Annotated in this window: 16 protein-coding genes; 8 read left to right on the top strand and 8 right to left on the bottom strand. The window is 43.9% G+C overall.

Translation table 11 applies throughout. The features are described from left to right. Positions 1-13: 13 nt before the first annotated feature. The 3 genes from BUB99_RS08730 to ppk1 all read right to left on the bottom strand — a co-directional run bounded on the left by BUB99_RS08730 (position 14) and on the right by ppk1 (position 6,735). Complete coding sequence (locus tag BUB99_RS08730; protein WP_084190452.1) at positions 14-4,129, bottom strand: VPS10 domain-containing protein; 4,116 nt, start codon at positions 4,127-4,129, stop codon at positions 14-16. Next, positions 4,122-4,520 carry a hypothetical protein gene (locus BUB99_RS08735; RefSeq protein ID WP_073121552.1) on the bottom strand — a complete coding sequence of 133 codons (399 nt, stop codon included), beginning with the start codon at positions 4,518-4,520 and terminating at the stop codon, positions 4,122-4,124. The genes BUB99_RS08730 and BUB99_RS08735 overlap by 8 nt, the downstream gene beginning before the upstream one ends. A 127-nt stretch (positions 4,521-4,647) precedes the next feature. Further along, positions 4,648-6,735 (bottom strand): polyphosphate kinase 1, encoded by a 2,088-nt coding sequence (gene ppk1, locus BUB99_RS08740; RefSeq protein ID WP_073121555.1) that lies wholly within the window; start codon positions 6,733-6,735, stop codon positions 4,648-4,650. Between the two features lie 334 nt (positions 6,736-7,069). Between ppk1 and BUB99_RS08745 the strand changes: the two genes are divergently transcribed. The 3 genes from BUB99_RS08745 to BUB99_RS08755 all read left to right on the top strand — a co-directional run bounded on the left by BUB99_RS08745 (position 7,070) and on the right by BUB99_RS08755 (position 11,951). Further along, on the top strand, positions 7,070-9,361 hold the full coding sequence (locus BUB99_RS08745) for a TonB-dependent receptor (RefSeq protein ID WP_245816815.1): 2,292 nt from the start codon (positions 7,070-7,072) through the stop codon (positions 9,359-9,361). Positions 9,362-9,394: 33 nt separating this feature from the next. Continuing rightward, positions 9,395-10,627 (top strand): DUF4374 domain-containing protein, encoded by a 1,233-nt coding sequence (locus BUB99_RS08750; protein ID WP_245816816.1) that lies wholly within the window; start codon positions 9,395-9,397, stop codon positions 10,625-10,627. A gap of 85 nt (positions 10,628-10,712) precedes the next feature. Next, positions 10,713-11,951, top strand: a complete 1,239-nt coding sequence (locus BUB99_RS08755) for a PepSY-associated TM helix domain-containing protein (RefSeq protein ID WP_073121560.1) — start codon at positions 10,713-10,715, stop codon at positions 11,949-11,951. Positions 11,952-12,204: 253 nt separating this feature from the next. Here the strand turns inward: BUB99_RS08755 and BUB99_RS08760 are convergent, their stop codons facing one another. Beyond that, positions 12,205-12,780, bottom strand: a complete 576-nt coding sequence (locus tag BUB99_RS08760) for a DNA-3-methyladenine glycosylase I (protein ID WP_073121562.1) — start codon at positions 12,778-12,780, stop codon at positions 12,205-12,207. A gap of 89 nt (positions 12,781-12,869) precedes the next feature. On the opposite strand from BUB99_RS08760, the gene BUB99_RS08765 reads away from it, so the two are divergent. The 3 genes from BUB99_RS08765 to BUB99_RS08775 all read left to right on the top strand — a co-directional run bounded on the left by BUB99_RS08765 (position 12,870) and on the right by BUB99_RS08775 (position 15,252). Continuing rightward, entirely contained in the window at positions 12,870-14,015 is a 1,146-nt protein-coding gene (locus tag BUB99_RS08765; protein WP_139280951.1) for a hypothetical protein, read from the top strand. A gap of 72 nt (positions 14,016-14,087) precedes the next feature. Then, on the top strand, positions 14,088-14,687 hold the full coding sequence (locus tag BUB99_RS08770) for a peroxiredoxin-like family protein (protein WP_084190455.1): 600 nt from the start codon (positions 14,088-14,090) through the stop codon (positions 14,685-14,687). Positions 14,688-14,697: 10 nt separating this feature from the next. Next, a complete protein-coding gene (locus BUB99_RS08775; RefSeq protein ID WP_073121568.1) occupies positions 14,698-15,252 on the top strand; it encodes an EF-hand domain-containing protein in 555 nt (184 codons plus the stop codon). 107 nt (positions 15,253-15,359) lie between these two features. On the opposite strand, the gene BUB99_RS08780 is transcribed toward BUB99_RS08775, so the two are convergent. The 4 genes from BUB99_RS08780 to tpiA all read right to left on the bottom strand — a co-directional run bounded on the left by BUB99_RS08780 (position 15,360) and on the right by tpiA (position 22,453). Beyond that, a complete protein-coding gene (locus BUB99_RS08780; protein WP_073121569.1) occupies positions 15,360-20,384 on the bottom strand; it encodes a hypothetical protein in 5,025 nt (1,674 codons plus the stop codon). Between the two features lie 62 nt (positions 20,385-20,446). Continuing rightward, positions 20,447-21,280, bottom strand: a complete 834-nt coding sequence (gene prmA, locus BUB99_RS08785) for a 50S ribosomal protein L11 methyltransferase (RefSeq protein ID WP_073121571.1) — start codon at positions 21,278-21,280, stop codon at positions 20,447-20,449. After that, a complete protein-coding gene (locus tag BUB99_RS08790) occupies positions 21,277-21,615 on the bottom strand; it encodes a DUF6150 family protein (RefSeq protein ID WP_139280952.1) in 339 nt (112 codons plus the stop codon). The genes prmA and BUB99_RS08790 overlap by 4 nt, the downstream gene beginning before the upstream one ends. 82 nt (positions 21,616-21,697) lie before the next feature. Beyond that, complete coding sequence (gene tpiA, locus BUB99_RS08795; protein ID WP_073121575.1) at positions 21,698-22,453, bottom strand: triose-phosphate isomerase; 756 nt, start codon at positions 22,451-22,453, stop codon at positions 21,698-21,700. A gap of 178 nt (positions 22,454-22,631) precedes the next feature. Here tpiA and BUB99_RS08800 point away from each other — a divergent pair, with 178 nt between their 5' ends. Both BUB99_RS08800 and BUB99_RS08805 read left to right on the top strand, forming a co-directional pair. Next, complete coding sequence (locus BUB99_RS08800; RefSeq protein ID WP_139280953.1) at positions 22,632-24,419, top strand: glycoside hydrolase family 15 protein; 1,788 nt, start codon at positions 22,632-22,634, stop codon at positions 24,417-24,419. 5 nt (positions 24,420-24,424) lie between these two features. After that, the gene (locus BUB99_RS08805; protein WP_073121579.1) at positions 24,425-24,802 is read left to right on the top strand and encodes a RidA family protein; all 378 of its coding nucleotides are present in this window, start codon (positions 24,425-24,427) and stop codon (positions 24,800-24,802) included. Positions 24,803-24,818: the final 16 nt, after the last annotated feature.

The raw sequence follows: 24,818 nt of genomic DNA on the forward strand, positions 1-24,818 counted from the left end.
TTAATTGAACCTATTAATTAATCAGGACCTTTTGGACCTGCAGAGTTTCTCCTTTGTCCGTTTTGAAGTTCATGAGGTACATACCTTTTTTGATCGTAGTATGAGTCAGATCTAGTCTAAGTTGCCCAGACTCAAGATCGCTAGACGCTACCTCTTCCCTCACTACAAGCTGACCAGAGGTGTTGCGCAACTCTATAGTCAGCGCACTTCGTATAGGCTCTTCCCATTGTAGGTTAATCATTCGATCCGTCACTGGATTAGGATATACCAAAATAGATGACGATACCGTATTCGAGCTCGTTCCTAAAACTTCCTCCGCCTGTATCACCAAATTGTCTATTGCCCAACCCCAGCCATTGACAGACGCGTTGCTATTCAATCGAAAACGGATCAAGACCTCATCTCCAGCCTGAAAATGATCTGTCAACACAATGCTTTGCGCTCTATAGTTATCAACAGTTGGAAAAGAAGTCGTCCCAAACAAACTGTTCCATGCTTCATCCATAGACGCATCAAACCTCTCTGATATCTCTACCCAAGTCTTGCCATCTAATGAAGCTTCTACTACTACATAGTCATTAGCAGGTTCAACAATCACAACCTGATCAAACTCGACCTTGTTGAGCTCGGGATCAGACGAGACAATGATTGGGCTACTTAGTGTGTAGACATAGTTAGCATTGTCTTCATAGCCATCTAAAGTCACAATAGACCTACTTCCCAAGCCAAAATTAACAATGGTAAAGCCAACTCCAGAAAAATCACTGGATGTCGTTTCAAAGTCATTCGAATAACTATCAACAGGCTCGCCATAACTCAATACTTCTGGTGTAGAATATTGAGAAACATATTTTTGACCTCCGCTATAAGCAATCACAGCAATTTCAGAACCTGTAGCCAATGGCTCATCCGACACATATTCATAACTGCCCAAAGTCTTCGCTGTCTTATCCGTGTACACCAGTTCTCCTCCAATAGTTACTTTAACAGAGTCAACATCCATTTCTAGATTATAGTTGACACTAGGACTGCCATCTAACGAGAACCCTACATAAGTAATGACGGGATTGAAACCCTGTGTGGGTAGTTCGTTTATGGTCACTGACCATATTCCTCTACCATGCGTCCCGACAACCACTTGGTCATCTATATTTCTCAACTCCCAAACGGATACCGCTGGAATATCACCGTCGAGCATGTGCCAAGATGCACCAGCATCAGTCGATTCGAAGATCCCGATTTCAGTTCCTGCCCAAATCGTAGTAGTCACATGCGGCATCACTAGAAGGTCATACACTGCCACATCAGGAAAGCCATTAGTACTCACAGCTCCAGTTCCAAACCCAGATAAATCAACCCAAGTCTGACCCAAATCTTCTGTCTTTAGAATTTTTGGCCCTTTGGCAAAGGAATAAATAACATATGCCGTAGAGTCTTCTGTAGGATGTGTCGCTAGACCTGAAATCTGCCCCAACGTCACTTCATCGTAATTGCTCGTCGCAGCAAAAGTCTGTCCCCTATCTATCGATACATGCAAGCTTTCGCTGTCCGTCATGGCTCCTCCAGCCCAAACGATATTGTTATTGGCTCTAGAGATTTTTACATCCATAAAAGTCCTCAGAGCCCACTGCTCACTAATAGCACTGAGGCTCCATCTTCCTCCAAAATTAGTAGATTTCCATACTCCGCTAGCACCAACTGCATAGACCAAATCTGGGTCTGATTTTACATTTTCAATTTTTGTATTGAATGGGGCGTTCGTCTCATCCGAGTCACTAAGCCCTGTAGTCGCGTTAGAAAAAGTAGCTCCTCCATCACTCGATTTTTCTATTGCATTATAGTAGACAGAAGTCAACAATAAGTCTGCGTTCTTATAATTCCAAGCAACACCGAAACCATCGCCTCCATTTGCTCTTGCATATAAAGACGTAGGACTGCCCTCATCATTTTGTTGTGACATCCAAGATCCGTTATCCTGAGCACCTGCAACGTATCTACTCTCTCCTCCCATCTTATCCACAGCATAGAACTGAGTCGTATTAAAGCCGAGCCCTGAGAAGGTCCAATCTCCCTCTTCAAACCCAGGGTTTGTTCCTACTGCTGTTTTGTACAAGCCTCCATCACCTGTCAAGATGATTTGGAACTCTTGGGCAGTAGCATCAGAAATGACAGCAGTCAAACTATGGTTGTCAGGGTGTACCCCTTCGGTAGCCGTAGCTCCTTGTGTCTGTGAAAAACTATTTTTACCACCATTCTCCCCGTATGCATCTGTGATCACATCACGCTTTTTGTATCTCTTGACCAACTGACCATAATAAAGTTCAAAAGTAGAAGTAGGCAAATTCGTATCATCCCATGTAGCTCCTTCTACCAAGAATGGCCAGAAGAAATACATGTCTTGAAACTCATGGCCACCATTGACCGCAATACTCGAATTAGCAGCAGCCCCATCATAGTTGACTTTGTGTACATAAAGATACTCTCTAGACTGGACTGAAGCATCACCCTCAGAATTTTGTGCTAACAAATTGAATTTTCCGTCTCCCTGTTGATCACGGAACGAAACCATGAGCTGTTGGTCATTGTCCGTGTCCCACACTTCAAATGGTACATCGACATAATCCTGATAACTGTAATCCCCAGCACCCACACCAGATGTTGCACCCTCTGGTACTTCGAATCGGTGAGCCTTTTGACTCAGGCCAGCTCCAAAACGAATCTCTATCGAAACAAACTCAGACGCATCAATAGACCCAAGAGCTATTTTGTTTCCATATACTTGTCCACTATCAAAATTAACCAGTCCCATAAATGCATCCGTGCCGTTTTCATTCGCACCAATAAACTGCGGTTCACCTTCGATCTGCCCGTCTTGGATAGTAAACAAAAACAAATTCACTCCTCCGACATACACTTTGTCCTTATCAAAAGGGTGTGCCAAGACCGTATTGTCATACCATCCCTGTCCACCCAAGAACTCTAAATCTTCACCATCCTTTTCTGTCAATATAGACCAATTGGCTCCTGCATCATCACTTAAATATAAATCAGCTCCTGTCCCTGACACATCACCAACCACCGAAGCAAATAACCTGTTTGGGTCTACAGGGGATACTGCTATCTCGAGACGGCCATTAGGTAAAAGCCCCTTGCTGCTACTGACCCATGTATCTCCTGCATCAAGGGATTTATAAACACCTACTCCTCGTACGGATACATATTGCGTATTAAAATCACTAGGGTCTGCGACGATTTGCTGAGCATATCCGTCAGTGCTGAGTACTTTCGTCCAGTTAGCACCCCCATCCGTAGACTTCAAAACACCTGAATTAAAAAATTTGGCATACAATGGGTCATTGCTGTTCGCAACTAGCAATACATTTTCGTCCTGAGGGTCAACGATCAAACGGTTGACCATTTGAAAATTATCATTGGCAGCAGTGGCTGCTATTTGTTCCCATGTCTCTCCTCTATCAGTGGATTTATAGATCCCACTTCCTTTAATCATTCCTCCAGATGCTCCCCAGCCTTCACCTGTACCTGCGTACAGCACATCGTGATTAGATGGTGCCATGACCATGCATGAGATCGCAAGATTGGTCAAACCTGTAGACTTATTCGTCCAAGACTGTCCTCCATCTATTGTTTTCCAAATACCGCCACCAACAGCTCCAGCGATCCATACGTCCGCATCATCTGGATCTATCACTACCGCTCTTGTTCTACCTGGTACATTGCCCGGCCCTCTCTCATCAAAATCATAACCAGCAACGGCCTTTGTTCTAGCCTTTGACAAAGTTAGGCTGCTCTGTACTTTAGCCTTAGTTAACTCGACCTGCTGATAGTTTGATCCATATCCTGTCGTCGTTTGTCCTTCTCTTGTCATCAACGCATTTTTCAGCAGGATATACTGGCTTGGCTTATCACTTTTTTTGTAGCCTTCTTTTTTATGCTTAGCCACTTTGGCCTCATGTTCCTCCTGCCATTTTTCATGACCCGTTTTGGAATCGCTCTGATCACTACTGACAACTATGGTAGTAACTGGCGCTAGCTTCACAGTCTGCCAAATGCCAATCAGGGCAATAAAAGCAACTATGCTAATTATGGTTATTGTAGAAGTTTTATTCATTGTTATTCGGGTTATATGTTGTTTTAACTTTCTTTTTCAGGTCATACTTATAGGTAAAGTTCGGGTTAGATGCTTCTATAATTCCTGGGGTATCTTTATATACTATCTCATCAGCATTAAGCCACTTGACATAGCCATCCTTGACTGTTCTTTGATAGAGGATGGCCTCTGATTCTTTATCCCAAACTAAAAATGTAGTCATCAAGAGACCCTCTCTATCTTCTTCTGAAAAAACAAGAATGTAAGTTTCGTCCTGATTAGGGAAAGTTTGAAAATCATCACCCAAGTGTTGTTTAACGACCTCTTGAAAAGTCGATTGATCAGACTTTTGAGCTGGGCGACAGGAAAAAAGAGTCAACAAGAAAAGTGGTAAATAAAAGATTGGTTTCATGCTACTAATAGATATAATGAGTTACAAGAAATTCAAAAATAGAATTATTTTAATATAAATACGCTTCGATTAAAATAATTCCACTCTATACCAACACTTTACATTCAATACCACAGAATATTCTGCGCTAGCCCATATCCTCCCAACGTTTGATGATCGAGTAAGTATCCATTTGAGCATTATAGAGGCGCTGACCCTGCTTGACCTTGATTGGGATATTATTGATGTTTTGGTCTAGCATCACCGCTTTGGTATTGTCCTTTAGCTGTACTCGGAGTAGTTCTTTGACTTGATTTCGGAGCTCTTTGTCCTTGATCGGGAATTTCACCTCTATACGACCTTTGAGGTTACGCTTCATCCAGTCGGCAGAACCCATGAAGAGTTCATCTTTCCCGTCATTGTGAAACCAAATGATACGCCCGTGCTCCAAAAACCGCCCAACAATTCGGCGAATCGTGATGTTCTCACTCATCCCTGGTACTCCAGGAATGAGGCAGCAGATACTGCGGATGATCATATCAATTTTCACTCCTGCACGGCTCGCTTCGTAGAGCTTGTCTATCATACCTTTTTCTTCGAGATTATTCAGTTTGATGATGATATAAGCTTCTTTACCCTGACGTGCATTCGCTATCTCACGATCGATACGAGAGACAAATCCATCGATGATGTTGAACTGAGACACCAAAAGACTTTTAAACGCTCCCGGATCTTTTCTCTTGTACAGATATTTAAACAAGTCATCAAGCTCTTCACCCATTTCTTTGTCACAGGTGAGCAAACCGTGGTCCGCATACATCGAGGCTGTTTTCTCGTTTAGATTTCCTGTCCCAAAAAAGCAATAATTCTTGATCATCCCTGTCTCAGTCTTCTTTTTGACCAAAGCGACCTTAGCATGTACTTTCAATCCAGGAATACTGTAGATGATCTTGACACCTGCTTTTTGCATCCGCTCGGCCCACCTTAGGTTATTCTCCTCATCGAATCGCGCTTTGAGTTCCATAAATACAGTGACCTTCTTTTCATTTTTGGCAGCACTCATCAGTGCATTTCCGATCAATGAATCTGATGCCATTCGATAAAAGGTCACTTTGAGTTCACTCACGTGGGGGTCAATCGCCGCTTGATTGAAAAACTGCAAGATGTAATTATAGGTGTGATAGGGAAAATGCAGCATCTGATCCTTCTCATCTATCGCTGAAAAGATCGACCTATGCCTATCTATCCGCACATTACGCAAAGGTGTCATAGGTTCAAACTCAATCGATTTACCAATCGGGTTGGGCAGTTGAAAGAAATCAAACAAACTATGGTAGTGCCCCCCAGGCACGAGATCCTCATCCATTAGATCAAATGCACTTTTGAGATAACTCAATAAATCCGCAGAGGTAGTCGTGTCATATAAGAAACGGGCTGGAACACCTACATTCCTCCGTTCAATTTGCTTCTGAATTTTCTCCACAAGGTCTCCGCTAAACTCGTCCTCAATATTCAAGTCTGCGTCCTTGTTCATTTTGATACTCTGACATTCGAGGATGTCATAATCTGGAAACACAAAATCCAGATTCATCCGAATGATGTCGTCCAAGAACATATAATGAAACTGAACATTAGGAGAGGGCAGTTGAAAAAATCTAGCAACCCGATTAGATGGAATATTCAAATAGGCAAAATCAATGTTACCTGAAAATTTGTTTTGAATCCGTAGCGCAAAATACAGCTCACGGTTGTTAAGAAACGGTTCTCGGCTAGAGTAGCCGAATATATAAGGCTGTAAAAACGACAGCACCTTTGTCTTGAAAAAGTAGAGACAAGCAGCTTTTTGGTCTTCATTCAGCAACTCAGGAGCAAGTATGAACACGCCATTTTTCTCCAACTCTACCAATACCTTCTTACGGAGCGTCTCACCAAACTCGATCATCTGATCTTGGACACGCGCATGGATATTGGTTAGAAGTGCCTTTGGGTCATACTCCAGTGCCTTGTTGATCTTTTTCTTATCCAACTTGATATAGTTGCGCAGGTTAGCTACCCGAACACGAAAAAATTCATCTTGGTTAGAGGAATAAATCGCAAGAAATTTGAGCCTCTCAAAAAGAGGAACATCATTGCTCTGCGCTTCTTTGAGCACGCGATAGTTGAATGTCAACCAACTCAAATCTCGGTCAAAGTATTTGTTCGTTACTTCTGTAGTGTCTAAAGTTTGCTCTTCCAAATGATAAGGGATTATAATATTATGGGTGAATTTATCGAAAAGACGATTGATAATAAACAATGCGAGATTATCATTTTATCAAGTTGCCAAACAAGCTTGATTTAATATACTGCTCTTAAAATTAGATGTCGAAATATTAAATTATTTAGTCTTATTCTAAATAAGGCTTTTCATTCTCATTGCTTAAGTTCATATTTGCATCTATTTATAACAAATCTAAATAATTCTGTTTTTGAGACGGTTAAGGATAGCAGTGAGTTGCCTGTGGTTGGTATTGTGTGTAGGGGAGGTCGCTTTAGGGCAAACATCTGATGGGTCAATAGTATTTGGCAAGGTGAAATCAGCCGGAGGAGAGGCTCTGCTAGGTGTCACGATCATCATCGATCACGGTACCACCGGGACAATATCTGATGAGGATGGTCGCTTCGAGATCACCAATATTCCCGCTGGTACGCATACGCTAACGGCCCAATTTTTAGGGTTCGACAAGCAAACAAAAACGCTAACACTCAAACCCTCGCAAAAGACAGAAGTCAACTTTACTCTCAAAGAAAACACTGTAGAAATGAGTGCCATCGAAATCGAAGGAAAATCCATGGCACGAGAAATCAACGAACAGGCCTACTCAGTCACTGCCATTTCGGCTAAAGACCTACTCAATACAACTTCTGACGCACAGACCATGCTCAACCGAGTAGGGGGGGTACGCGTGATGCAAGACGGAGGGCTTGGCTCTACGCTCAACTTTTCTCTCAATGGCTTTTCGGGTGATCAGGTCAAATTCTTCATGGACGGCATCCCAATGGACAACTTCGGTTCTTCGCTAAGTCTCAACAACATCCCCGTCAACATGATCGAACGCATCGAAGTGTACAAGGGAGTCGTCCCCGTATGGCTCGGTACCGATGCGCTCGGTGGAGCAGTCAATATCATCACCACCAGCAAGCGCAACTACATGGACATGTCCTACACCGTAGGCTCATTCAACACCCACCGGCTATCTCTCAATGGTGCCTATACCAACAAAAATACGGGATTTACAGTCCGTACCAATGTGATCGGCAACTACTCGGACAACAACTACAAAGTCTGGGCTCAAATCCTCGAAAACAACGCCATCGTAGATACCACCAATGTAGAGCGCTTTCATGATCGCTACCGATCGGGGACACTCAGAATGGAAGCTGGTTTTGTCGACAAGCCTTACGCTGATCAGCTCCTGATCGGGGCGATCCTCTCTGGCAATGACCAGCAAGTACAGACAGGAACTACTATGGAAACGGTCTATGGCAAGATCATGCGAAACAGTCGATCGGCTATTGCCACTTTGAAGTATGCCAAACAAGATCTATTCGTCAAGGGATTAGACCTGAGTCTATACAGTGCCTACAATCGCACGCACAGTGAAGTCATCGATACACTCAGAGGCTACAATTACAATTGGCTGGGCGAGGCAATCCCTAATCCAGGAAAACTCGGAGAGTCGTCGCTCACCCAAAGCACACTCGACGACCAAGAGCTATCGAGCCAGCTCAACCTTGGCTATGAGATAGGAGCAAAACAATCCTTGGCTCTCAACTATTCGTTGACACATTTTACACGTGAGACCTTTGACAAGGAAAATCCCAACCGCATTGCCAATCAGTTTCCCAATACCCAAACCAAACAGATCGTAGGGCTAGCTTACAAAATCGACCCAACGAAAAAATGGAGTGCCACGGTATTCGGCAAGTACTTCTTCTTAGGTGTCGAAAGCTCCAAACAGCTCGACTTTGGACTCTCCACACAGCGAACCGAAGCAGTAGAAAGTCACAAAAAGAACTTCGGATACGGGATCGCATCCTCATACTACCTACTTCCCAACCTAGAAGCCAAAGCCTCCTATGAACACACCTACCGTATGCCATGGGCCAACGAAATCTTCGGAGACGGGCTATTTGTGCAGCCCAACCCAGACTTAGGCCCTGAGCAAAGCGACAATTTCAATTTTGGATTGGGTTATGATTTCAAACTCCGAGAAGTCAACAGGTTTCACTTAGAAAGTAGTTTGATCTATCGAAAATCCAAAGACCTCATCTACCAAGTAGTAAAAGGAGGCAATCCAGAAACCAACTATGCCAACCTCAGCGAAGCACGCAATATTGGGATCGAAGGAGGAGTCAAATACCAATGGAAAAACATCCTAAACCTCGGCGCAAGCATCACCTTCCAAAACATCACGGATCAAGCCGACTCTGTCTACAACGAATCCTACACCAACACGGGTTGGCAAAAAAACTACCAAAAGGGCTTTCGTCTGCCCAATACCCCCTACCTCTTTGGCAATGCCCATGCTGGACTGACCTTCAGTGATTGGATGCCGTCAGGCAGTTCTTTGAGTATCAACTACAACTTCAGCTATATAGAGCAGTACTTCCTAGACTGGGCGGAGCTCGGGTCCAAGGACAACAAGAAAGTCATCCCAACCCAAACCGCACACAATGCCGAAATATCCTACGGTCTCAAAGAGGGCAAATACAACCTGACTCTAGAATGTCGCAACCTCGCCAACGCCCGATTGTACGATCGGTACTACCTACAAAAACCTGGAAGAGCTTTTTATCTCAAATTGAGATTCGTCCTCTAAACTGAGGGCAAGACGATGTATTAATTTTTAAAAATGAAACGTAATTATATGAATCTGATCAATCGTGCCAGACTACTGTCTTTGGCTATTGCAACATTGGTATCTGCGAGCATACTGAGCTCATGTGACGAAGGAGACGATGTCTCTCCAGCAAAAGGTGACTTTGCTGTAACTCTTGCTATTCAAGGTAGTGAAGGTGGTTTTACCTATTACACCGTTCCCTTTTTGGACGTGATGACCGGTACTCTGAGCGCTCAAAACACTGAAGCGATCGAGCAACCAGGATACTACGACTATACTCAAATCGATCGCACGCTCTATAGCATCGGTGGATTAGGTGCTACAGATGTACACAGCATCATCCAAAACCAAGATGAATCACTAAGCGAAGTAGGTTCTGCTACCTTTGCAAACAGTCTCTCGGATCTCGTGAGAGCCGATGACGACAACTTGCTCGCTGTATCACTCAGTAGCGAATCGGATCAAGTGGTTTTCTACACCATTGACAACAACACGATTTCTGTCAAAGAAACATTCTCTAGCCCTGCCTCCAACTTGACTACAGAGTATGTAGCAGCCTACTCTGGTCTCGCTGTGAGCGGAGACCACGTGTTCCTCAGCTACTACATCAGTGACCGAGACACCTACAACACCCCGTATACGGACAAAGCTCAAGTAGCAGTATATAGTTATCCAGAATTGGAATTCATCAAAGTAATCGAAGATGATCGCGTAGGTCCATTGGGTGGCTTCAATATCAAAGCAGGGCTATTCGCTGACGAAGATGGGAATATATACGGTGTGTCTCACTCTAACCCTGCCAACGGATACAGCCAATCTACCAAGCCCGCTGGCATCTTGAAAATCAACAAAGGAGAGACGGAATTTGATGCAGACTACTTCTTCGACGTGGCAGCTTTGACAGATGGAAAAACCATTTCTCACCTCAAATACCTGGGTGATGGCCGTGCTTTTGCTCAAATCAATCGTGATGAAAGAGCACAACAAGGCCGCTGGTCAGACAGTCCTTTGGAGACAGCAGTTGTCAATCTAGAAACGCCATCCGTAGCCTTCATCAGCGATGTGCCTGAGCACTCTGGAGATGGTCGTAGACTCGCTGTACTACACAACGGAGACTTTGTCTATCAGTGTATTCCAGAAGACACCGGGATCTATGTATACAAAATCGATACAAAAAACTTGACTGCCGAAAAAGGCGCATTGGTTGAAGCCAACTTCGTCGCTGGATTCTTCAGGTTCGATTGATAACAAACTTAGTAAGCCAATAGTCTCTCGACTATTGGCTTACTTTATCACCCTAATTACATTACCCATTGATGACAATCGTCCGATGAAAAACAAAAAAAGCACACTCCGCCAGCTAAATGATTGGTTACACCTCTGGCTAGGACTAGTTTCAGGTTTGGTTGTATTCATTGTCAGCATCACGGGCTGCATCTACGTTTACCACGACGAAATAGAGCGAGCGCTCGGTTCAGAGCCTTGGAAATATGTAGAAGTACAAGACAAAGAATATATCCCGCCAAGTGTCGTTCTCGAAACCGCCATGGCACAGATGCCTGACAGCAAACCTACAGGGCTCACCTATGCCAATAGAGATGGAGCAGCAGCAGTCGGTTTTAGCAGTTTTACTGATGGCAAGCGCTCATTTACCGCCGTATTCGTCAATCCCTACACAGGCGAATTCATCAAAAAGCAGAAATTCCTCGGCAAGGACCACTTCAATTTCTTTCGGTTCATCCTCGACGGTCACCGTGCCCTATGGCTACCCTATGATATAGGCCGACCTATCGTTGGAGTTTGCACTTTGATCTTTCTCTTCTTGCTGGTCTCTGGTCTCATCATGTGGTGGCCCAAAAACCTAAAAAAATCCAACCGCAACAAAAGCTTCAAAATCAAATGGAAAGGCACGTTCAAACGGGTCAACTATGACCTACACAACGTACTAGGCTTCTACAGCCTATTGTTGGCTTTTGTGATTGCAGTCACAGGACTAGTTTGGAGTTTTGAGTGGTTCGAAGATGGCCTTTACTATGTGACCTCAGCTGGCGACAGCAAGCCAGGACATCACCACCCCCACTCGGACACTACACAGATAGATACTGCCACAGACAGTGTCTCGGTACTAGACTTGGCGTGGTACAAGGTCATGGCAGAAGAAAAAAATCAAATGGCGGGCATGTACATGACTCCTCTTATGGAAGATCCAGATGACGCCATTGAGATCATCGCCTACCAAGACGAAGGATCGTGGTTCAACAGGAACATATACTACTACGACCAGTATACACTGGAGCGCTTTCGGGTACAAGGAGACCGGTTCAATGAGGCCAATTTTGCGGATCAGCTCGATATGCTCAACCTAGACCTCCATATGGGCAGTGCTCTCGGATTGACAGGCAAAACCATTGCCTTCTTCATCAGTTTGATCTGTGGAAGCTTACCGATCACGGGATTGATCGTTTGGCTCAACAAAAAGAAAGCACCCGGCAAAAAGAAAAAAGCAAGCAAGGCATCAAAGAAAGGCAAGTTAGAAATTCGCGAAAACCTAGAGGAGCAACTCGTATAATCCATTGCAAACAAAAAAACCTCAGACTGTAATCTGAGGTTTCAATTTCTTTAACGAAGAGGACAATTAGTGCTTCTCTTCTTTCTTGTTTGAGTTTCTGAAATCTATCAATGATACAGCCGCACCAAAAGCCGCCAAGCATACTACGATATTCACAAATAAATTTACTCCGTCTGTAACTGCTGGATTAAACATAGCCTTTTCTTTTTAAATTACCTCTGCGAAGGTAATCAAGATTGCGCAATTGTCAATTTCATCCTTTCAAAAGTTCATGATAGCGGTAGCAATCCACCGTATGGTCGTTGACCAAACCAGTCGCTTGCATGTGCGCATACATGATTGTACTACCGACGAACTTGAACCCTCGCTTTTTGAGATCCTTGCTCAGTGCGTCGGACTCTGGAGTCGTAGCAGGCACCTCAGACATCTGCTTCCAGTTTCCCACGATCACTTCCCCCTTGACAAATGACCAAATGTATTGGCTGAAGCTTCCAAATTCCTTTTGAATCTCTATGAACAAACGGGCATTGGTGACCACTGATTTGATCTTGAGTTTGTTTCGGACGATCCCCTCAAAACTGCGAAGCTCCTCCATTTTTTCATCCGTATAGGTGGCCACCTTCTGCACATCAAAATCTGCAAAAGCTTGACGATAGCCCTCGCGCTTTTTGATGATCGTACTCCAGCTCAACCCTGCCTGAGCACCCTCCAAAATCAAAAACTCAAAATGCACCTTATCATCATACACAGGTACTCCCCATTCTTCGTCATGGTATCTTTCGTAGGCCTCAAAAGAATCTCTTGCCCATTGGCATCTATTTTTACACATTCTGCTTTATTTAATCCTCTTTTCTATCGGCTAGTTAATCAATTTATCTAATTTTCAATTTGAACTAAAATACTTTGTCTTTGGGTTATATGTCAGAGAATAGGAACAAATTCTTACGGTGGGTCTTCTGCTTGCTTTTGCTTGTCATATATAACCACAGTAGCCAAGCGCAAATGGTCGGAGCGGCTGCCATGGACTTCAAGGAACTGACCTATAGAGACAATCTCCCCAAGTACCTTCTCTCTCGAAAATCCATTGTGCTACTTTCAACTCCTAGATCCGAAGAAGATCCACGGATCCGGTCGGATTGGAAAGAACTCTCTCGATTTGTCCACAAGTATTTTAGACAAATGAAAATCGATCCTGTTGCCTACTTTTACATCGACGATGTCTTTAGCAACGTGGAAGCCAACCGTATCTTTACTGAACAGCTAGCAGCCCGCGAAATCAAGTATGTCATACTAGTAGATCAGAAACGCATAACCGGAAAACCCGAACCCACATACCAATACAAAATCACTGTGACTCCCTTTGATGACGAAAACACCTTTATTAGCCAAGGGCAAAATGCATGGAAAATTGAAGGTCAAGATTTAACCAAAATTCTCGTAGAGATGAACAAGGAGATCATCAGAGAAGAGATGGAAATGTCCAACTATCTCATTCCAGACTTTCCCGAGTTCTTTGCACAAGCAGATATCATCCAAGGTCGCAGGATACCTAGCTATGCCATGGATCTCAAAATAGAAACCCTCGTCGTACCACGGTTTCAGAAGTTCATCGTTCAGGACAGTAGAGCTGTGGATCAGGCCTACCTCCAGCGAGTCGCAAAATTCAATCAGGAAATAGACCGAAAGAATCGAAAACTAGAGCAGATTCTCTCTAGTTATAGCCCGCTCAAATACCAACTGACCGATGAGGTCACAGCACTGGCCATCTATAACGACGGTCATCAATTTGCACTCATGAGAGTCGATGGTACAGGCGAGATGATCAAAAAATCGCTGGGGTTCGAAACACAGCCCAAAGAAACAGACTACATCACACTCAAAGCCTCGGCAGTCGGCGCAGAAGTCTACCCACTACCTGTAGATGCAGTCGTGACGAAGTACTACGTCCAGCACGTCTTTACCAAAGATACATACGTCGGTCTCAAATGGGATGCGGATTTGACATGGGAAGAGTCCCTTCAAAACTTCATCTTTCATATGAAAGATGTCCTACGTATCAAGTAATACCCATTTTAAATCCGCCATCCAAATATTCACATAATAACGTATCTTACACCCAATCAGTAACAACATTCGATGAAAGACATTCGCACCCATCTACTCTTAGTATGCCTCATATTCTCCCTGTCGGGAATGGTAGTGGCCCAAAAAGAATCTTCGAAATTCAAGAAAGGAGATCAAGCACCTAACTTTACGGGAGAGGATCAATTCGAAAAGCCTTTTGACCTTTCCAAGCAATTGAAAAAAGGACCTGTAGTCCTCATGTTTTATAGAGGCTACTGGTGTCCCTATTGCAACAAACAACTCTCACAGATGGAGGACTCGCTTGGCTTCATCTCTGAAAAAGGAGGCAGTGTCATAGCAGTCACTCCCGAAAAACCTGAATACATAGAAAAAACTGTTGATAAAACTGATGCTTCCTTCAAAATCATCTATGATAAGGATCTCCAAATCATGAATACCTATGGTGTAGCATACCAAATGGAGGAAGCGCTCGTTGGAAAATACAAAAAGAAATACGACCTTGATATGGTTGAGATTAACGGCTCTACTCAACCAAATTTACCCGTCCCCGCCACTTATATCATTGCCAGCGATGGCAGCATACTTTATGCTTTTTATGATCCCGATTACACAAAAAGAGCTACGGTAAAACAGATTCTTGAAAATCTATAATTAAGCAGTTATGTTAAGTCCAATTCAAATTCAGAAACAAACACATTTTTTTAAAGTCCTCGATTTTGATCGTAGCGGCACCATCGAGCGAGAGGATTTTGAGGCGATAGGAGAGAACCTATGCATCGTACGGGATTTCGACATTGATACCGAAGAGTACAATACGGTCATGAATATGACCGAAACCATCTGGAACAGCTTACTCCCGTTTATAGATGGTGACCATGGTACACTAGAGCAATGGCTCAACTTCATGTCTTCATTGTTAGATCCTAAAAATGAAGAGACCTACAAAAAATATGTCCTCAATTTCACCTCTACGATCTTCAAGCTATTTGATCTAAATGATGATGGATACATCTCTCAAAACGAATATATCGATCTATTCATCGGAATGAGAATCGAGGTGCGTTTTGCACCGAAAGCCTTCAAAAGCTTGGATGACAACAAAGACGGCAAGATCTCACACAATGAGATGATCAGATCAGTAGATCAGTTCATGCGAAGTAGCAAACCAGACGCACTTGGCAACTGGCTATTTGGTGGCTGGGATAGAGAAGAATAGTTCGTCAACCACAACCGTATCAAAAAATAACCAAGCATCAAGTTTATCTCATGATGCTTGGTTATTTTTTGTCCAGAAAACAAACTACCCACGAAGAGTTCTAAAGCTTAAAAGCCATCATCTTCCTCCTCCTCCTCTTTCTTGACAGGAGGCTCCTCAGATGGTTCCTCTTCCTCATATACCTCTTCGAAAGTGTCCGCAGCACCTTCTTCATAGGGTTGCTCTTCAGGACTCGCTTCTTCCTCTATCGTCTCATAGGCATCCTCCTGATGCTCTAAGTGCGCATCGTCAGGGAACTCCAAATTGTAGTCATCATGTATATCGTAATACTTGCCGCGGAAACCATTAATAAAACCCGTCACTTCAAACTCATCCCCCACTACAGTGGTGTAGGCACCAAAACCCGTTTTAGCTACAGTAGAGTTTTCAGCCACTAGGTTGTTGAAACCGTCATTCGACGAAAACATCATCAAGCGACCATCCTGGTAGCTAAAGAAATACCATGTTGACGGTGCAAACTGGAAAAACAGATGTAGTATATCTCCTCCTTCATCGTCTTTCTTAATTTCCAAAAAGCCCTCAGCTTCTGCATTAATATCTACGTGATTAAAATTAGAGATCCCAATTCGAGAAGTGTTGTACCAAGCCCGATGCTCTGCTGACCATGTCAAATCTACATTAGAGATCAATATGCTCTTCACTAGCTTCTCTGATAACTTGTATAGTGGTTTATAGTCTGCCAAAAGACTGTTTTCATATTCCTTAGTAGATTTATCTCCGATCACGTTGGACAGTTTGATCATCAAATCAAGGCTGTTGTCATGGGCAACATCAGGCCCCAGTCGCTCTATAATGTCCTGTACGTCTACGGTCATCGCACTCATGACATCCTTGTGGAGATCCATGTGGATTCCCATCAAAGCATCCATACTGTACTGGTTGGAATCGGGCCGTGCCTCTCCTAGCATGGAGGTCATCAGGTTAAACTCAGGCTTATTCTTTATCAAATCAATTGGCCCATCGAATTTTAGCTCCTGCGTCTCATCATTAAGCACAAAAGACTTTCCTGCATACCCATTTCGCTTTCGCCTGTTTGGCATCTGTATCCTAAACTCATTGGTGGGTAGATCATAAGATAGAATCCCTTCGGCTTGGAAGAAGTAGTCATCTTCTAACCTCTGCCGGTCTCTCACAAAGGCCATGTAAAGATCAGAAGTCAACTCATCACGCATAATTCCAGCTGTAACTGCGACCCCATCTTCTGTCAAGGACTGTGCTATATCAATCTCCACATCTGCGGTGTCCCCAGGCGTATTGTAGCTGATCCAGTAGTTATACCTTCCCTGACTTTTAGAGTCCAAAGTGATATAACCTTTCTTCTCCAAAGACCGCTGATTGGCGTACATCGTCACGTCACCTTTGAAGAAGAACCCTGGCGAAACACGGAAATTCTGTGTCTCAGGAATCACCCCCCCCGATACTGTCATAGAGTCTACTTTTCCACTGGCTAGCGTTGGTACACCCTTCAGCTCAAACTTCTCAAACTTGATCGCGAAAGTATCTTTGACAGCATTAGTGTACTGATAAGTAGCGCTCCCTTCGAACTTCTTACGAGAAATCACGGTTAGATTTCCATCGTACAAATTATGGTATTGATTGAGCGTATCGATTTGTAGCTTCGCATTATTAAAAGGCTGCAAGACTGAGTTTTCCAATATTGTCGTTTCATTATTATCAGGGATAATCTCAACATCCGCCACACGGATATAGGGAATCCCTTTAATATTGAGATCATACGAATTCATATTATAGATTGCCTCTGTTGCTGAAAAAGCCAAAGAGTCCAAATCTTCTCTCGTCGTATAAAAGTACGAATCCTCAATGTCGATATAATCAGGCTTAGACATCACTACTTTGGCCGAATCGAGATACCAAACCGCATCTGGGATAGAAGTTTTCATCTGAGCAAAAGGAAAACTAATCGCCGCAACACCCTGCTCCTCAGGGTGAAGGTTGGCAATGTTATCTACCAAATCAAAGTGAAGGTCAATGTCTTCACCTGCCATTGCAGGCTTGTCTGGGTTGTCCGTCAAGATTTCAAACTCCGCATGTCTACCTAAGTATTCTGTCTGACTAAATTGAAACTCTTGAGATACTGAACGTGACCCTCTCGAGAGCATTTCTCCCGAACCAAAAACCCCCTTTAGTGTGATATTCGCCTTTCCATCCAGAGATGCCGTGGCATTGTAAAACTGGAAAGGATCTCCCGTGTTTTCAATATACATACTGTCCTTGAGTGGGCGCCATAGCATTTTGAACCCAGCTAAAACCGCTTCTGGGTATGATGCATCGCCGATTTTTCCGTCCCGAATCAATCCCTCTTGACCGACTGCAGAAACAGAATCCATATAAAATATAAAATCATCAGAATTAACAGTCGCAGTTCTAAAGTCTATACGACCATCGGCACGCAACCCATCTGCGTTTAACGTCAAGTCATCATATAGCACACCTTCTCCTTTGTAGAGCTGATAACCCTCCGCAGGTATCTCATGTGAGAAACCAAGAGACTTGTCTGGCATGATGCTCAACTTTTCTTTGATAGGAGGAATAATTCCCCCAGAATAAAATGTCCCTTCAAACCCTATCGTCCCAGCATCACCTCGGTTGATACTGTCCATCTCAAAAGGTGGAACAACAAAATACACGGAGCGGTCATAGGCACCACCGAGTACATCTTTACTATCGAAGTAAACAATTGCCTCAGATTTAGACACGAAATATGGGTATTGAACAAATTTTCTTAACCCCGCTTTATTTTTCGGGTGATTGATATAAAGCGTCCCTGAAGTCATCTCTAGATGATTGTTCAACTGAGTCTTCTCATGATCCTTACTTTCTGCCAATTCTACTTGAATGTTAATCGAATCAATACGAGGCATTTCTACCAAATACTCGTTGTAGTTAAGTACCATTTCCTTACCACTGTAACGAAAGTCACCGGCATTGACCATGCCATCAAACAACATCCCCTTATCCTTGGTCAAAGTCAATACACTACTGTCTGGTTCTATAAAAACATCTGTATCAGGCGTGATGTACACACGCTTAACGCCACGCACATCCATTTTTCCTTCATCGAAATTCAACGTCGCATTCGATCCTCCCTGAGGCGCAACTGAACTAATCAAAAAGTTGTCATAGTCCTTTTTGCCATTATAAGCCAACTGATAATGAAATGCCTTGCGCAAAACCTGTACTTGACCCGATTCCTGATCATAGGTGATGTATTGGTTTTGTTCCAAAAACACTGCTGCTGCCTCCGCCAAAGACAACTCGATCTCATACGCATCGACTAGCTCCAACAGGTTAAATTTCGAATCCTGAACTTTTCTCGCATATTGTACGACCAGCATGATCGGGTGAAAGCCAAAAAGCCCCGTCATCTTCTTGTATCGAATGGGGTTAAAATATTCCTCGGATTCAAAAAGTGCAGGTACTCGATTGGCAGCATTCAAAATAGATACATCGAGCGAACTAGAATCAAGATTCCAGTCCACCATGTCTGCCTGAAATTCAATCTTGAAGAAAGAAGAATAGTAGTACGTATGCCTATAGCCACCATCGTCTTTGATCAGTGTTAGTTTAGGCACGCCCGCATCAAATGTCATGCCTACCACAGGGTGATATATCGAATCAGATCGGTGATGAATCACTATCGAAGAACGCTTAGCACTAACCAACGAATCCTCAAAGATGTACTCATAAGACTTGCTCACAAATCGACGATCGCCCGCTCCTGATACTTCAAGTGTAGACAGTTCCTTAGAGATAGACCTGCCATATTTTTTGGCACCTCGCATCGCAAACCCTCCTAGGTATTGTACATTCTTGCCAGGAAGCTTAAGTACCACGTCAGATTTCAAAGACGTGAATACTGGATAATTCTTCTCCGCTCTTTTATTCCTTTTTCCACTTTTGAAATAAAACTCACCCAGTACAGAGCCATCGAACATCTCTGGATACTTCATCTCCGCTCGCGTAGTTTTTAGTCTTGGAATATTCGTTTTGAATGAGTAACCCTTGAGTTCTACTACAGCACCATCGGTACCCTGTAGATCGTCTGGCCAATCGACCGTCCCGCTCGTCCCTACGAACTCCTGCGTCTTGAGCATAAACGATCCCGACACGTCTTTGATCGTCAATGTATCATAGGGAGTAGCTATTTTGAACTCCATGCCCTCTACCTTGATCACAGGCCCTCCGATGACAGGATCGTAATCGTTGGACTGAGCGAGAGCCACCAAATCTGGTTTTTCGAACGCATAGTTTTTTCGCTCATACACTTTTTCTTCTTTGTAGTCTTGGTCATCTTCTAAGAAGCCATCGTCACTCGGCGAGTCCCAAGACGTATCATCGGCTCCCCACCCATCGTCTGAGCCCCAACCGTCATCATCACCCCATCCATCGTCACTGCCTCCACTACCCCAGTCATCAGATGCCCAACCGTCGTTAGCCGTGTCATCTGCTACTGGTGCTAAGTCTTCCTCCGTGATGAACTCCTCCTCGACAGGCTCCTCGACCAAGTCCTCTTCCGTAGGAATAGCGGAGTTGGTCGCTACAGTCTCTTCCATCAACGCAATAGTAAAACTGCCGCCTGTGCTCATCACCTTGTTGTAGTGAGAGTGGTAGATACTACCCTGGGCAAAGAAGAACGCTAGGTTCTTATAGACCGTGATGATTTCTTCCTTTCCATACAAGTCTACCGCCTGATGACAGATATCCAACACGCCCGAAAACTGGTCTCCCGTCAACCCTTCTTGCTGATGTGCGTGGGTCATAACACTAAAAAACAGGGTATAATAAGGGCGAGTAGAGAGCCGACGTTCGTCCATTTTTTCACACACCGCGATGATGGATGCCTTTTGCTCATCATTGATTTGGGAGTCCCAAATGTTGCGAAAATCATAAGCGATCTTGTTGGTCTGCTCTGTATGGAGCCCGCGAAGATTACGTACCACATCTATGGCAAAACTATCTGGTTGTGAGGCAAAACCGAAGTATTGGGCTGTCGCCAGATGCGTGCCGAGGGTACATAGCAGAACAAGAAATAAACACCTGTTTTTGAACATTAAAAATGATTCTGTATGAACTGCTAAAGATAAGTAACGTGTTACGATATTTTTAAAAAATATCAGTATTTGGTCAATTTTAGTGCAGCCCAGTTGTCCTTTACAACTGATTTGTCCAACGAAAGATTATACTCAGCAGCCTTATTTTGGATATCCATGATATCTGCCTCATAGAATCCACTCAAATAAAGTGTTCCCTTGGCTTCCAATAATTTGGCATAACTGGGAATCTCTACCAAAAGCACATTCTTGTTGATGTTCGCCAGTACTACATCATAGGTCGTGCGATTCAACTTGATCTCGTCGATTACTCCTTGATGCACGGCAATGTCACTCATTTCATTGAGACCAAAATTCTCAGTACTGTTTTCGATGCACCAGTCATCGATATCCGTCGCTTCGATATAGCTTGCGCCGAGTTTATCCGCCATGATGGCCAGTACGCCCGTTCCAGTACCGATATCGATGACAGACTTACCCTTAAAATCGTTTTCCATCTCCAGCGTCAGCATGTTATAGGTCGTGGCATGATGCCCTGTACCAAAGGACATCTTTGGGATGATGACTATCTCATGCTCGAACTCAGGCTTTGGTTCGTGAAAGACTGCTCTCACACGACATTTCCCTTCTACCTCTATCGGGTGATAGTTTTTCTCCCATTCCTCGTTCCAGTTTTGTTTTTCGATCTCCTGATAAGAATACTTCGCTGGCGCCAAGGTTTTGTAGCGCTGTATGATTTCGCGTACGGCCAACTCTTGAAACAATTCACTGGCGATGTATGCATCTACCGTTGTTTCGTTTTCTTCGAAGGTATCAAAACCAATTTCCGCCAATTCGGCGATAAAAACCTCATTGTACTCAGGAGCACAGGCTATAGATAGTTGTATAAATGTCATCGGTTGCACCCCGCGAAGGATTCAGTTTCTGTATAATAAATGCTAAAATCGGCCAAACTCCTATTTCGTTCCAAATAGATGTAGATATTGGCAAAACCAGGATTGTCAACTCTAGCCCAGTGTCCAGGACGGTCTGCGTATAGCGCGTTCGTCTCTTCATAGACCACTACGTCGGCAAATGACTCAGACTCCTCCACATATACACGGTAGTCTGCACGATTAGGGTCACGCGTTTCGTAGTAGACTTTGCCATATATCTGGCATGGATCATCTTGGTAGGTAGCACATTCGGCATCACCAAAGAACATAATCATAGACAGTAAAACTGTTATCATAATGGGTCGAGTTTTGTCTCCTAAAATTAAAAAGAGCCAAGAACCCTTTGTTTGGATGCTTGGCTCTATAATTTTGTTACGCTTAGAAAGAGTTCACGATCGCTAGGAAGTCGTCTGCGTTCAACGAAGCGCCACCGATCAACCCACCATCTACATCTTCCTGAGCAAATAATTCTTTTGCATTGCCTGGCTTACAGCTACCGCCATAAAGAATAGGGCATGCATCTGCCGCCTCCTGACCAAATTTAGTCGCTAGGTGTGCTCTCAATTCTGCATGCATTTCTTGTGCCTGCTCAGAACTCGCTGTTTTACCAGTACCGATTGCCCAGATTGGCTCATAGGCGATAGACAATTTAGCAAAATCCTCCGCTGACAAGTGGAAAAGGCTCTCTGTCAACTGCTGCTTGACATAATCATACATACTACCTGCCTCACGGATTTCCAAAGGCTCACCACAACAGAAAATTGGAGTCAAACCATTTGCTAATGCGATATCTACTTTGCTCGCGAGAAGTGCAGCTGACTCGTTGAAGTACTCTCTTCTTTCACTGTGTCCGAGGATCACATAGTTGGTACCTGTAGACTTGACCATAGATGCCGATATCTCACCTGTATAGGCTCCTGATTCTTTGTCGCTACAGTTTTGCGCTGCGATTTCGATTCCGTTTTTACCGCCTAATGCCTCTACGACTGTAGTCAGATGGATGAAAGGTGCCCCCAAAACGATTTGTGCTTTTTCAGAACCTGTAGATTTTTCTAACACCTCCAAAGCCAACTTTTTACCTGCTTCTAGGTCATTGTTCATTTTCCAGTTTCCTGCTACGATTTTTTGTCTCATTATTATGTGTATTTTAAAGAATCGAAATATTGATTGGACAAAGTTGTAAAAATTATGGCATTAATTGATGAAATTTCATCATTTTAGCGATTGGATTGAATGGCTCGTACTCCCCCTAATTGTCAGTTTAATCATATGATTTTGAAAGGTTTTTTCCCACATTCTAAACATGGAATATATGAGTAGGCACACCTATGATTTCGGAGTAATAGGCAACTGCGCATTCAGCGCGCACATCAAAACTGACACCAACATCTCATGGATGTGCTGGCCTAGGTTTGACAGTTCATTTATCTTCGGTAGGATGATCGACGAAGAAAAGGGAGGCGAGTTTTCTGTACTACCCGTAGACGGCAAATTCGACTCTAAACAGTACTACATCGAAAACACCAACATCCTCTGTACGGAAATGGAATGTGCCTCTGGCAAATACAAAGTCACAGACTATGCGCCGAGATTCGAACAACATGAGCGCCATTACAAGCCTCTGATGCTCATTAGAAAAATCGAACCCATCTCTGGCCACCCCGTCATCAAGGTCAACTGTAACCCTGTCGGTGACTATGGCAAAAACATACCCGAACGCAGCATTGGCAGCAATCACATCCGATACATCGGGCTCGATGCACAGGTCAGACTGACGACCAATATCTCGATGAACTATATCATCAACGACCAAGAGTTTGTCCTCAACGAAACCAAATACTGTGTCCTAACCTACGGCCAGCCTATGGAAGCTGAGCTCAAAGAAACTTGTGAAAATTTTCTCAATCGCACCACACTATATTGGCGAAAATGGGTCAAAACTGCCAGTATAAACCACTTCCAGCAGAAAGCCGCGATTAGGTCTGCCCTCATCCTCAAAATACACCAGTACGAAGACACAGGTGCTATCGTAGCAGCACTCACGACGAGTCTACCAGAGGCGCCCCAGTCTACCCGAAACTGGGATTACCGATTCTGTTGGATGCGTGACACCTATTACACGCTCAATGCTTTCAACAACATCGGGCACTTCGAAGAACTCGAAAAATACTTCCACTACATCATGAATATTACCAGTGCGGAGACCGAGCGCTACCAGCCACTCGTAGGGATCGGAGGTGAAAAAAAATTGATCGAGATAGAAACCGATCTCAAAGGCTACATGGGCAACAATCAGCCCGTAAGAGTAGGAAACCAAGCCTACGAGCATATCCAGAATGATGTATATGGTCAAGTGCTCGTTTCACTTTTGCCACTATACTACGATCAACGTATCATCTTCACCGAGACTTTCGACAGTGGAGATTTGATTTTCAAAACACTGGGACTGATCGAAAAAACCATGGAGCAAGCAGATGCTGGACTATGGGAATTTAGGAACCTAAAGCAGTACCACTGCTACACTTACTTGTTTCACTGGGCGGGTTGCTTAGCAGCCAAAAAAATCGCTGGTGTAATCAAGGATGAAAAAATGGACAAACTGGCGACCAAACTAGGAAAAATCGCCAAAGACAAAATAGAGCAATGTTATAGCCCTACCAAAAAAGGCTACAGCCAAGCCATCGGAACAGAGCGTATGGATGCGAGCTGTCTCCAGCTCATCAACATGGGTTATCTCGATCACGATCCAGAACGTGCCAAAGCACATCTGATCGCTATGGAAAAAGACCTAAAAGCCAGCAATGGCCTATTTTACAGATACAAGCATCAAGATGATTTCGGCGAGCCAGAAACAACTTTTATGATCTGTGCATTCTGGTATGTCGAAGCACTCGCATGCGTCGGCAGACTAGACGAAGCGGTAGATTACTTTGACTACCTCGTGGGTCATGGCAATCACCTCGGACTACTCAGCGAAGATGTCAATGAACACGACGGTAGTATGTGGGGCAACTTCCCACAGGCTTACAGTCACGTTGGGCTACTCAACGCGGCAGAACGGATCGCCAAAAAACTTGATAAACCAGACTTTAACTATTAAAACCTGTGATCGAAAAGCGTATTGTTAGCGGATCGAGTTTCGAAAAAGAAATCGGATATGCCCGTGCGGTAGTGGATACACATTATATTCATGTATCTGGTACCACTGGGTACAACTATAGTAGCATGACTATCTCCGAAGACATCATCGAACAAGCCGAACAATGCCTTGAAAACATCCAACAGGCAATACACGATGCAGGCTCCAGCATGGACAAAATCGTAAGAGTTAGATACATTCTCCCAAACCGGGAAGATTTTGAACCCTGCTGGCCTATACTCAGACAATATTTTGGCAATGCTCAGCCTGCCGCTACGATGATAGTGGCAGGGCTGGCAGATGCCAAAATGAAAATCGAAATAGAGGTAACAGCCCTGCGATAGCAGAAGTTACATTGGT

Source organism: Reichenbachiella agariperforans (assembly GCF_900142205.1).
Lineage (GTDB): Bacteria > Bacteroidota > Bacteroidia > Cytophagales > Cyclobacteriaceae > Reichenbachiella > Reichenbachiella agariperforans.

Coding starts and splice junctions, on each gene's coding strand:
- BUB99_RS08730 (WP_084190452.1), bottom strand. CDS start 4,129: ATGAATAAAACTTCTACAATAACCATAATTAGCATAGTTGCTTTTATT.
- BUB99_RS08735 (WP_073121552.1), bottom strand. CDS start 4,520: ATGAAACCAATCTTTTATTTACCACTTTTCTTGTTGACTCTTTTTTCC.
- BUB99_RS08750 (WP_245816816.1), top strand. CDS start 9,395: ATGAAACGTAATTATATGAATCTGATCAATCGTGCCAGACTACTGTCT.
- BUB99_RS08755 (WP_073121560.1), top strand. CDS start 10,713: ATGAAAAACAAAAAAAGCACACTCCGCCAGCTAAATGATTGGTTACAC.
- BUB99_RS08760 (WP_073121562.1), bottom strand. CDS start 12,780: ATGTGTAAAAATAGATGCCAATGGGCAAGAGATTCTTTTGAGGCCTAC.
- BUB99_RS08765 (WP_139280951.1), top strand. CDS start 12,870: ATGTCAGAGAATAGGAACAAATTCTTACGGTGGGTCTTCTGCTTGCTT.
- BUB99_RS08770 (WP_084190455.1), top strand. CDS start 14,088: ATGAAAGACATTCGCACCCATCTACTCTTAGTATGCCTCATATTCTCC.
- BUB99_RS08775 (WP_073121568.1), top strand. CDS start 14,698: ATGTTAAGTCCAATTCAAATTCAGAAACAAACACATTTTTTTAAAGTC.
- BUB99_RS08780 (WP_073121569.1), bottom strand. CDS start 20,384: ATGTTCAAAAACAGGTGTTTATTTCTTGTTCTGCTATGTACCCTCGGC.
- prmA (WP_073121571.1), bottom strand. CDS start 21,280: ATGACATTTATACAACTATCTATAGCCTGTGCTCCTGAGTACAATGAG.
- BUB99_RS08790 (WP_139280952.1), bottom strand. CDS start 21,615: ATGATAACAGTTTTACTGTCTATGATTATGTTCTTTGGTGATGCCGAA.
- tpiA (WP_073121575.1), bottom strand. CDS start 22,453: ATGAGACAAAAAATCGTAGCAGGAAACTGGAAAATGAACAATGACCTA.
- BUB99_RS08800 (WP_139280953.1), top strand. CDS start 22,632: ATGAGTAGGCACACCTATGATTTCGGAGTAATAGGCAACTGCGCATTC.